This window comes from Saccharothrix sp. NPDC042600 (assembly GCF_040647305.1).
Lineage (GTDB): Bacteria > Actinomycetota > Actinomycetes > Mycobacteriales > Pseudonocardiaceae > Actinosynnema > Actinosynnema mutabilis.
The window spans coordinates 1-9,833 of sequence record NZ_JBEZBW010000174.1 but is presented as its reverse complement, the minus strand read 5'-3'; the positions used below and the strand labels follow the sequence as shown (position 1 = coordinate 9,833).

The 9,833-nt window shown below is 70.2% G+C and carries 12 protein-coding genes; 7 read left to right on the top strand and 5 right to left on the bottom strand.

The window, feature by feature from the left end; all coding sequences use genetic code 11:
• Window positions 1–66 precede the first annotated feature (66 nt).
• From AB0A74_RS41560 to AB0A74_RS41545, 4 genes are all read right to left on the bottom strand, one after another.
• The gene (locus AB0A74_RS41560; RefSeq protein ID WP_358258579.1) at window positions 67–276 is read right to left on the bottom strand and encodes a hypothetical protein; all 210 of its coding nucleotides are present in this window, start codon (window positions 274–276) and stop codon (window positions 67–69) included.
• 10 nt (window positions 277–286) lie between these two features.
• Complete coding sequence (locus tag AB0A74_RS41555; RefSeq protein ID WP_358258577.1) at window positions 287–1,099, bottom strand: pentapeptide repeat-containing protein; 813 nt, start codon at window positions 1,097–1,099, stop codon at window positions 287–289.
• A 578-nt stretch (window positions 1,100–1,677) separates the two neighbouring features.
• Window positions 1,678–1,857: a DUF397 domain-containing protein gene (locus tag AB0A74_RS41550; RefSeq protein ID WP_358258575.1), complete on the bottom strand. Its 180-nt coding sequence runs from the start codon at window positions 1,855–1,857 to the stop codon at window positions 1,678–1,680.
• Window positions 1,854–2,708: a helix-turn-helix transcriptional regulator gene (locus AB0A74_RS41545; protein ID WP_343936245.1), complete on the bottom strand. Its 855-nt coding sequence runs from the start codon at window positions 2,706–2,708 to the stop codon at window positions 1,854–1,856. The genes AB0A74_RS41550 and AB0A74_RS41545 overlap by 4 nt, the downstream gene beginning before the upstream one ends.
• Before the next feature lie 181 nt (window positions 2,709–2,889).
• Here AB0A74_RS41545 and AB0A74_RS41540 point away from each other — a divergent pair, with 181 nt between their 5' ends.
• Window positions 2,890–4,221, top strand: a complete 1,332-nt coding sequence (locus AB0A74_RS41540; RefSeq protein ID WP_358258573.1) for an AAA family ATPase — start codon at window positions 2,890–2,892, stop codon at window positions 4,219–4,221.
• On the top strand, window positions 4,218–4,952 hold the full coding sequence (locus tag AB0A74_RS41535; protein WP_358258571.1) for an HNH endonuclease: 735 nt from the start codon (window positions 4,218–4,220) through the stop codon (window positions 4,950–4,952). Before AB0A74_RS41540 ends, AB0A74_RS41535 begins: the two co-directional genes overlap by 4 nt.
• On the opposite strand, the gene AB0A74_RS41530 is transcribed toward AB0A74_RS41535, so the two are convergent.
• Window positions 4,949–5,377, bottom strand: coding sequence for a GNAT family N-acetyltransferase (locus AB0A74_RS41530; protein WP_358258569.1), 429 nt, complete (start codon window positions 5,375–5,377; stop codon window positions 4,949–4,951). The genes AB0A74_RS41535 and AB0A74_RS41530 overlap by 4 nt on opposite strands.
• A 100-nt stretch (window positions 5,378–5,477) precedes the next feature.
• Here AB0A74_RS41530 and AB0A74_RS41525 point away from each other — a divergent pair, with 100 nt between their 5' ends.
• From AB0A74_RS41525 to AB0A74_RS41505, 5 genes are all read left to right on the top strand, one after another.
• Entirely contained in the window at window positions 5,478–6,443 is a 966-nt protein-coding gene (locus AB0A74_RS41525; RefSeq protein WP_358258567.1) for an ATP-binding cassette domain-containing protein, read from the top strand.
• On the top strand, window positions 6,440–7,243 hold the full coding sequence (locus AB0A74_RS41520; RefSeq protein WP_358258565.1) for an ABC transporter permease: 804 nt from the start codon (window positions 6,440–6,442) through the stop codon (window positions 7,241–7,243). Before AB0A74_RS41525 ends, AB0A74_RS41520 begins: the two co-directional genes overlap by 4 nt.
• An 85-nt stretch (window positions 7,244–7,328) precedes the next feature.
• Window positions 7,329–8,483: an RtcB family protein gene (locus AB0A74_RS41515; protein ID WP_358258564.1), complete on the top strand. Its 1,155-nt coding sequence runs from the start codon at window positions 7,329–7,331 to the stop codon at window positions 8,481–8,483.
• Window positions 8,484–8,544: 61 nt separating this feature from the next.
• On the top strand, window positions 8,545–9,108 hold the full coding sequence (locus tag AB0A74_RS41510) for a hypothetical protein (protein WP_358258562.1): 564 nt from the start codon (window positions 8,545–8,547) through the stop codon (window positions 9,106–9,108).
• Complete coding sequence (locus AB0A74_RS41505; protein ID WP_358258560.1) at window positions 9,108–9,590, top strand: hypothetical protein; 483 nt, start codon at window positions 9,108–9,110, stop codon at window positions 9,588–9,590. Before AB0A74_RS41510 ends, AB0A74_RS41505 begins: the two co-directional genes overlap by 1 nt.
• Window positions 9,591–9,833 lie beyond the last annotated feature (243 nt).

Here is a 9,833-nt window from a genome sequence, read left to right as displayed (position 1 = left end):
GGGCGGCTCAGCCCTCCCGCCGGCATCGCCCCCGCCGGCCCCGCTCCACCCGCGCGGGCGGGTGAGTCAGTCCGGCGTGCCCCCGCCCCACGGGCCCGGCGGGTGGGGTGGCTCGGGTGGCAGGATCGAGTGCTTGTAGCGCCACGTGGTCCCCGGTCTGCCGCCGAAGCACTGGCCCTTCGCGTACTGCTGGAGGCCGCTGCCGTCGCCGGGCGGGTCCGGGTAGTACCAGCCGTCCTGCCAGGCCGTGCCGTTCGGGCAGTTCTGCTCGCTCATCCCGTTCTCCTCACTGCCCGCACCCCCGCGGCGCGGGCGGGTAGTCGTCGACGGCGCCGGCGCGCAGGGCGGCGGCGAAGTCGAGCGTCGCGCCGGTGAAGTCCGCTCCCCGGACGTACGCGCCGGCCAGGTTGGCGCCGTCGAGGTCGGCGCCCGCCAGGTCCGCGTCGGTCAGGTCGGCACCGGAGAGGTCCACCCGCTCCAACACGGCACCGCGCAGGGTCGCCCCCGTCAACCGCGCCCCCACCAGCGACGCGCCGCGCAGGACCGCGCCGACACCGCCCGGTCCCACCGCCTCCGGGGCGTCCAGGCGGGCGCTCGACAGCGACGCCCCGCGCAAGTCGGCGCCGATCAGCGACGCGTGCCGCAGGAAGGTCCCGTCGAGGTTCGCGCACCGCAGCTTCGCGCCCACCAGCAGGGCGCTGTCCAGGCACGACAGGCTCAGGTCCACGTCGTCACCCGCGTCCAGGCGCGCCACCGCCGTCAGGGCGGCGTGGACGTCGTGCCGGGCCGACCCGACGTCGTAGAACTCCTCGACCTCGCACGCCGCCCCGCCACCGGGCGTGATGTGCCGCTCGCCGCGGATGAAGGACGTCAGGACCGACACCACGGCCACCCGGTGCGTCCCCGAGTCCCGCGCGATCTGCTCCAACGCGTGCACCGCGCCGAGCCGCACCTCGAACCGCCCGTGGGCGAGCTGCTCGACCGCCTTGCTGTACCGGTCGGTGAGCTGACCGCGCTCGGCGATCTCGATCTGGTCCCGCGTGGCCTGCAACGACAGCGCCGTGAACACCAACGCCCCCACCGCGGCCAACGCCGACACCAGGGCCGAAACCTGAGCCCAGTCCCGTCGCCGCCCACGCCTCCCCCGCCTGGTCGCCACTCCCCCCACTATCGGGGCCGGTTCTCACCAAAGCGCCGCTCGTCACCCGACCGGGTAGCCAAAACTGCACTTCCGGGTGGCCCCGAGCACGCCCAGTCAACCCCAGCGCCACCAGCCCACCGGCAATCAGCGCACGCCAAACATTGTCTACTTAGGACAGGCGCGAAAACAGTCCACTGTGGAATTTACAGTGATCCCGAGGCGGAGGTGATCAACCCTGAGGGGAGAGTTGCTGTGACACACAACTTCCCACAACGAAGCGTGCGCCCCACCGACGACCCCGGACGCCACAAACCGTGGCGGCGTCACATCTCCAACCCCGTGACGCCACAACAATTCGACGACCGTACTACCACGCCCGAAGTCACCACCGCCGCGAAACCTGCGGAATCACGCACATGGAGTCCTTCGGTCCTCAATGGACCGTCGCCCCCACGTCACTCGACCGGCCTAGCGCGACCCGGACGACACCGCCCGCGTGCGAACGCGGGCGGCGACGGCGGAATCGTGAAAATCGGTCAGCTTTGGCGGAGTGCGGAGAGGAACGCCCGGAACGGACCGTCCCGAAAGGTCAGTTCCAGTCCGGGTTTCTTGCTGTCACGAACAACAACCGCGGCCGTGGGGCCGACCGCCAGCTCGACGCAGTTGTTGGCCGCGCCCGAATACGAGCTTCTACGCCACGTCTTCTTCGTGTTCATGTTTCCTTCAGTGCGGTTGCCAGTTCTCTGATCAACGAAGCCGAGTCCTTGGGCGGGAGAGCGACCTCGCCGGCCATGTCCTGGAAGTGAAGCAGGTACTTCTCCACATCGGCAGGGTTGTCGACCCACTTCCCACCGCCGGCGTACTCCAGGTACACGGTGGAGGGATCGCCTTCCTCGAACAACAGGGCGGTCGCGCCGCCGCCCGACATGGTCCCGTACGCCCCGGCGCCGAACGGGATCACCTGGATCGTGATGTTGGTCTGCTTCGACATGTCCAAAAGGTGCGATAACTGCGCAACCATCACCTCGGGTCCGCCGACCACCCGGTGCAGGGCGGCCTCGTCGATCACCGCGTGCAGCTTCAGCCCGGGCAGCCGGCGCTGCCTGCTCGCCAGCGCCGCCACGGCCTGCTCCACCGACACCGACGCGTCCACGAAACGCCGGCCCGCCAGGCGGATCGCCGCCGCGTACGCCGCGGTCTGGAGCAGACCCGGGATGACGATCATCTCGATGGTGCGCACCTCGGTCGCGTCCGCCTCCTGCCGCGCGTACGTGCGCGCCTCGGGCGTGAACGCTGCGGCGTTGGCCAGGCGCGTGGAGTCCTGCTTCGCGTCCTCCCACAGGGCTTCCGCCTCGCGCCGCTCCTCGCCGGTGGCCCCGTAGAGCGCCAGCAGCGCGCTCAGCTCGGTCCAACTCGGACTGATGTAACCGTTTTCCATCCGGGACAACGTCGACTGCGTCTTGCGGGTCAGCGCGTGGTAGTCGATCTCCGTCTTGCCGGCGCGCTTGCGCAGTGCGTTGAGGAACTGCCCCAGCTTGCGCTTGCGTCGGGTTTGGACCGCTGCCATTCGCCCTCGCTCCTCGTGAAAAGACTGCGAACACCCTAGTGGTCCGGCGAAGGAATTTCAGTTCACTCGTTCGGGCTCTAAGAAGATGCATACGCACCCCATAAGATGCCTCCGCCACAAGCGCTGCTCCCGGGCCCGCGACCGCACCGGCCGGCCACCCACCCCCACTACAGTCGCCACCATGCACATCTCGCAGGTCCGGCTGCGGAACATCAAGGGGTTTCACGGCGCCCGCGAAGTGGACCTCAAGCTCACCGCGCCCGGCTGGACCGTGATCGCCGGCCGCAACGGCTCGGGCAAGACCTCCCTCCTGCACGCCATCGCGCTGGCGATCAGCGGCCCCGCGGTGGCCCGCAACCTCGTCCCGGACTTCGAGAACTGGGTCACCGCCGGGCAGCGCGAGGCCGTCGCCCAGGTGCGGTTCACCCAGGACGAGCGCGCCGAGCGGTGGTCGGGCAAGGGCCGCCGGCCGTCCGGCGAGCTGTGGGCGGGCCTGGTGTGGACCACGCCGGAGGAGGAGGACCGGCGCGGCCACCGCGGGCTGCAGCCGTCGTTGCGGGAGAAGCTGGAGGGCAGCCGGACCGCGGCCACCCGCGGCCCGTGGCAGGACAACCCCACCGGCTGGTTCTGCGCCGCGTACGGGCCGTTCCGGCGCATGGTCGGCGGCACGCCCGACGCGCAGCGGCTGATGTCGAGCCTGGGCCCGGTGTCCCGGCTGGCGACGCTGTTCCACGAGGACGCGTCGCTCGCCGAGGGCGTCGGGTGGCTGATCGAGCAGCACCTGCGGTCGCTGGAACGGCGGCCGGGCGCGGAGGAGCTCAAGTCGGTCGCGCTGGCGATCCTGTCCGACGGGCTGCTGCCCGACGACTACCGCATCCGGGGCGTGGACTCCGACGGGCTGTGGGTGGACAGCGGCGGGCACCGGTTCCCGCTGCGCGAGATGAGCGACGGCTACCGCACCGTGGCCTCGCTCGTGGTGGACCTGGTCAAGCAGATCCACGAGTCCTTCGGGACCCTGCGCACCGAGCCGACGCGCGCCGGCGGCCTCGCGCTCACCGCGCCCGGCGTTGTGATCATCGACGAGGTGGACGCGCACCTGCACGTGTCGTGGCAGAAGCGGATCGGCGGGTGGCTCAAGGAGCACTTCCCGAACATCCAGTTCCTGGTCACCACGCACAGCCCGTACGTGTGCCAGGCCGCGGACCCGGGCGGGCTGATCCGGCTGCCCGGCCCCGACCAGCAGGAGCCGCCGAGGGTGGTGGACCGGGCGCTGTACGAGCGGATCGTCTACGGCAGCGGCGACGACGCGGTGCTGTCGGACCTGTTCGGGCTGGACACCCCGTACTCGGAGCGGGCGCAGCGGCTGCGCGCCGAGCTGGTGGAGCTGGAGGTGCGGGTGATCACCGGCGCGGCCGACGAGAAGACCGTGCGCCGCTACGAGAAGCTCAAGGCGCTGCTGACCAGCTCGCCGGTCGCGCGCACGCGCGAGGTCCGGGCCCGGTTGCGGCGGTGATCAGGCTCTCCCGCGCGGCGCTGCCCGCCGAGCTGGCCGACCGGTTGCCGCCGCTGACCCGGGAGATCACGGCGGCGCCGGACCGCGTGCGGACCGCCCGCGCGGCGTGGAAGCGGGCCGCGGTGCGCCGGACCGTGCACGGCCCGTTGCGGCGGTTGCTGGAGGAGATGGCGCCCGGCTACCAGCGGTGCATGTACTGCGGGGACAGCCAGGGCACCGACATCGACCACTTCGAGCCGTTGTCCCGCAATCCGGTGCGCACGTTCGACTGGCTCAACCACCTGCTCGCGTGCGCCACGTGCAACAGCAACCTCAAGCGCGACCGGTTCCCGGTGGCCGCCGACGGCACGCCGCTGCTGGTGGACCCGACCGTCGAGGACCCCTTCGAGCACCTGCTGCTGACCCCGGCGCTGGGCCAGTACGTCGGGCTGACCGACAAGGGCCGGGCGACCATCGAGGTGTTCGACCTGAACCGGCCGGTGCTGACACAGGGACGCGAGCAGGCACACCGCGTGGTCGTCATGGCCCTCCATCAGTGGGCCGAAGGGCGCGAACGGGGCGCTCCGGAGCAGATGCTGGAAGCGGTGCTCACCGTGCGCGGCCAACCACTGGCCGACGTCTGCCAGGCGATGCTGCGGCTCGCCGAAGCACCCGGAGCGGCCCGGGTGCTCGACTCGTCCGTCCTGCCCATCCTCCGTGACGCCGAACTGCGCAACCGGCTCCTGGTCTAAAGCACCTGGCTGAGCCAAGTGGACGTCTCGGCTTCGAACCCGTGGCGACCGTAGAACCGGCGGGCGGCGTCGTTCGGGGCTTCGGTCTCCAGGAACATCTTCCGCGCGCCGGCCGCGCGCGCCCGGTCCACCAACGCGCGCAGGACCGCACCCCCGACACCGCCGCCCCGGTTGCGCACGAAGAACTCGTCCAGCAACGCGTCCCGCCCGCCCGACTCCAGCGAGTAGCCCCAGGTGAGCACCGCGTACCCGGTGTCGAACAGCCACACCTGCCCGTACCGGTCGTCGGCGAGCAACGGCTCCAGCGCCGCCGTCACGAACGCCTCGTCGTAGTGGTGCCCGTCGATCTCGTAGAACTCCCGCACCAAAGGCAGGATGGTCGGGAGGTCCGATGTGGAGGCTCGCGTGATCGTCACGGTCCCCATGTTGACGGAAGGTTACGAAAACCGCTGGTCAGGGACGAATTTGCGCTGACCGGGTGAAAAATTCCGCCGAATTGTCGTACCGCGAGGCCATGATGACCCCATGGCAGATGCGATCGTGGCCGAGGGACTGGTCAAACGCTACGGATCGGTCGTCGCCCTCAACGGCCTCGACCTCGTGGTGCCGGAGGGCACCATCATGGGCTTGCTCGGCCCCAACGGCGCGGGCAAGACGACGACGGTGCGCGTGCTCACCACCCTGCTGGAGCACGACGAGGGCAAGGCGACCGTCTGCGGCCTCGACGTCGTCGCCGACGCCAAGGAGCTGCGCCGGCAGATCGGCCTGTCCGGCCAGTACGCGGCCGTGGACGAGAACCTCACCGGGTTCGAGAACCTCGACATGGTGGGCCGGCTCTACCACCTGGGCAAGAAGCGCAGCCGGGAACGGGCGCGCGAGCTGCTGGAGCGGTTCGACCTGGTGGAGGCCGCCGACCGGCCGGTGAAGGGCTACTCGGGCGGCATGCGCCGCCGGCTGGACCTGGCGGGCGCGCTGGTCGCCACGCCCAAGGTGCTGTTCCTGGACGAGCCGACCACGGGCCTGGACCCGCGCAGCCGGCTCGGCATGTGGGACGTCATCGAGGAGCTGGTCGCGGGCGGCACCACGCTGCTGCTGACCACCCAGTACCTGGAGGAGGCCGACCGGCTGGCGGACAAGATCGCCGTCATCGACCACGGCCACGTCATCGCGCTGGGCACCGCGGACGAGCTGAAGGCCCAGGTCGGCGGTGAGCGGCTGGAGCTGTCCGTGGGCTCCGCGCAGGACGTGGCCAAGGCCCGCGAGGTCCTCGGGGGTCTGGCGATCGGCGAGATCGTGGTGGACGAGCGGGGCCACCGGCTCACCGTGCCCGTGTCCGGCGGATCGGAGGTGCTGGTCGAGGGCATCCGGCGGCTGGACGGCGAGGCGATCAAGGTGCTCGACGTGGGCCTGCGCAGGCCCACGCTGGACGACGTGTTCCTGACGCTCACCGGGCACGCGGCCGAGGACAAGCAGGAGGAGCAGGGGGAATGAGCACCATCGTGCAGGCGCTGGGTGACGGCGCGGTCGTCGCCAAGCGCAACCTGATCAAGATCAAGCGCGTGCCGGACCTGCTGGTCTTCTCGACGCTGTCGCCGATCATGTTCGTGCTGCTGTTCGCGTACGTGTTCGGCGGGTCGATCGAGATCCCCGGCATGGACTACCGCGAGTTCCTGATGGCGGGCATCTTCGCCCAGACCGTCGTGTTCGGCGCGACCATCACCGGCAGCGGCCTGGCCGAGGACATCCAGAAGGGCGTCATCGACCGGTTCCGGTCGCTGCCCATGGCGCGGTCGGCCGTGCTGATCGGGCGGACCACGTCGGACCTGCTCAACAACGTCATCGTCATCGTCGTGATGTCCCTGACGGGTCTGCTGGTCGGCTGGCGCATCCACTCGTCGTTCTTCGAGGCGCTGGCCGGGTTCGCGCTGCTGCTGCTGTTCGCCTACGCGCTGTCGTGGGGCATGGCGATCGTGGGCCTGATGGTGCGCAGCCCGGAGGTGTTCAACAACGCGAGCTTCATCGCCATCTTCCCGTTGACCTTCATCGCGAACACCTTCGTGCAGGAGAGCAACCTGCCGGGCCCGCTGAAGGTCTTCGCGGAGTGGAACCCGGTGTCCGCCGTGACCGCCGCCGCGCGCGAGCTGTTCGGCAACACCAACCCGGCGTTCCCGAAGGCCGACGTGTGGTCGCTCCAGCACCCGGTGCTGACCACGCTCATCTGGGTCGTGGTGTTCCTGGTCGTCTTCGTTCCGCTGGCGATCCGCCAGTACCGCAAGGCGGTCAGCCGCTAGGCCGAGCGGGGAGGGCCGGGCGGCCCTCCCCGACCACGGCGTAAACCCGATCGCGGTCCGCCACGGGCCGACCTAGCCTTGAGCCATGACCGCAACGACGATCGCCGGTTCCCGCGTGGACATCCGGCTGTGGGCCAACCCGGACGAGGTCGAGGAGCAGGCGCTGCGACAGCTGCGCAACATCTCCGCCCTCCCCTGGGCGGTCAAGCACGTCGCGGTCATGCCCGACGTGCACTACGGCATGGGCGCCACCGTCGGCTCCGTCATCGCGCTCAAGGACGCGGTCTCGCCGGCCGCGGTCGGCGTGGACATCGGGTGCGGCATGACCGCCGTCCGCACCTCGCTCCACGCGAACGACCTGCCGGCCGACCTCAAGCACCTGCGCGGCGCCCTGGAGAAGGCCGTGCCGGTCGGGTTCGCCATGCACAAGGAGCCGGTCGTCTCCCCCGACGCCTTCTGGGACGGCTTCGACCGCCTCGTGCCGACCCTCGACCAGGGCAAGGCCCTGCGCCAGATGGGCACCCTCGGCGGCGGCAACCACTTCCTGGAGGTCTGCCTCGACACCGACGACCGGGTGTGGGTCATGCTGCACTCGGGTTCGCGGGGCATCGGCAACCAGTTGGCGCAGCACCACATCCAGGTCGCGCGCAAGCTCGCGCACAACGAGAGCCTGCCCGACCCGGACCTGGCCGTGTTCCTGTCCGGCACGCCGGAGATGGCCGCCTACCGGCACGACCTGTACTGGGCGCAGGAGTACGCGCGCCGCAACCGGGCGACCATGCTCAAGCTCGTCACCGAGGTCCTGCGCCGGCACTTCCCCCACGCCACCTTCGACGAGCCGATCAGCGCCCACCACAACTACGTGTCCGAGGAGCACCACTTCGGCGAGGACGTCCTGGTCACCCGCAAGGGCGCGATCCGGGCCCGCAAGGGCGAACTCGGGATCATCCCGGGCTCGATGGGCACCGGCTCGTACATCGTGCGCGGCCTGGGCAACCCGGACTCGTTCGAGTCGGCGTCGCACGGCGCGGGCCGGAAGATGTCCCGGACCAAGGCGCGCAAGACGTTCACCGCCGCCGACCTGGCCGCCCAGACCGCCGGGGTGGAGTGCCGCAAGGACGCGGGCGTCGTGGACGAGATCCCGGGCGCGTACAAGGACCTCGACACCGTGATCGCGCAGCAGAGCGACCTGGTGGAGGTCGTCACGCGGCTCAAGCAGGTCGTCTGCGTCAAGGGGTAGGAGTTTTACTCTCACTCGATGGTGGGAACCCGGTGGACATCCGAGCCCAAGGAGGCCACAGATGTCCACCGGCACCCTCATCGGCGTCATCGTCGTCGTGCTGGTCGTCGTGGCAGCGGTCGCATTGCTGTCGCGATTCTTCTTGCAGCGCAAGCGGTTGCGCGAGCGGTTCGGCCCCGAGTACGACCGGGCCGTCGAGCGCAGCGACAACCGGATGGCCGCGGAGCGTGAACTGGTCGAGCGCGAGCGTGAGCACGCGAAGCTCGAACTCCGCCCGCTGACCCCCGTGACCAGGGAGAGCTACGCCCGCGACTGGTCGCGCATCCAGGAGCGGTTCGTCGACTCGCCGCAGGAGGCGGTGACCCAGGCGGACCGCCTGGTGACCGACCTGATGGCGGAGCGCGGCTACCCCACCGAGGGGTACGAGCGCCGCGAGGCGTTGCTGTCCGTCGAGCACGCGAACACGCTGGAGCACTACCGCGAGGCGCACACGATCTCGCAGCGCCAGGACCGGGGCGAGGCGTCCACCGAGGACCTGCGTGCGGCGATGGTGCACTACCGCACGCTTTTCGAGGACCTGCTGCACCGTCACGAAGACGACCGCAGGGAAGAAGGAGCGCGCTGATGACCGAGCGGCTGACCACCGAGGACTTCGCCAACCGGCGGCACGACGAGAACGCCCCCGAGTACCAGGAGCCCGTGGCGGACTACGAACAGGAACCGACGGGCTACGCGCAGGAAACCGACCAGCCCCACGCCGTCCCCCAACAGGACCGGCAGGAGCAGCCGGTCGAGCAGTACCCCCACCCGGAGCAGCCCACGACGGACCGCTCCGACACCGAGCCGCTGTTCGGTTCGACCGAGGCAGACGGGTTCCGAACCGAGTGGCGGGCCCTCCAGTCGGACTTCGTGGACGACCCGAGGGACGCGGTGCGCCGAGCGGACGAGTTGGTGGCCCAGGTGGTCCAAAGCCTGGCCACGACCTTCGCCGACCACAAGCGTTCCCTGGAGGGCCAGTGGCAGCAGGGAGAACAGGTGGACACGGAGGAACTCCGCAAGGCCCTCCGCCGCTACCGCGCGTTCTTCGACCGACTGCTGTCCGTGTAAGGCAAAACAGTTCCAACTGGAAAAATCCAAGTGGGATGTGTCCCCCCGTGGTGCGTCCGGCGACCCGGGTGCACCACGGGCGACCCCCACCACGCCAAGACGCGCCCCCTCACTTCCGCGCCGCAGGCGCGCGCTCTTCGAAGGGCTGCCAGCCACAGGAAGGGCCTCGGTTCGTTCCCCGTACGGCCTGGGCGCAGCCCAACCGCGCTTCTCCCTTCTTGGCAACCAGCTTTTCCGGTTGCC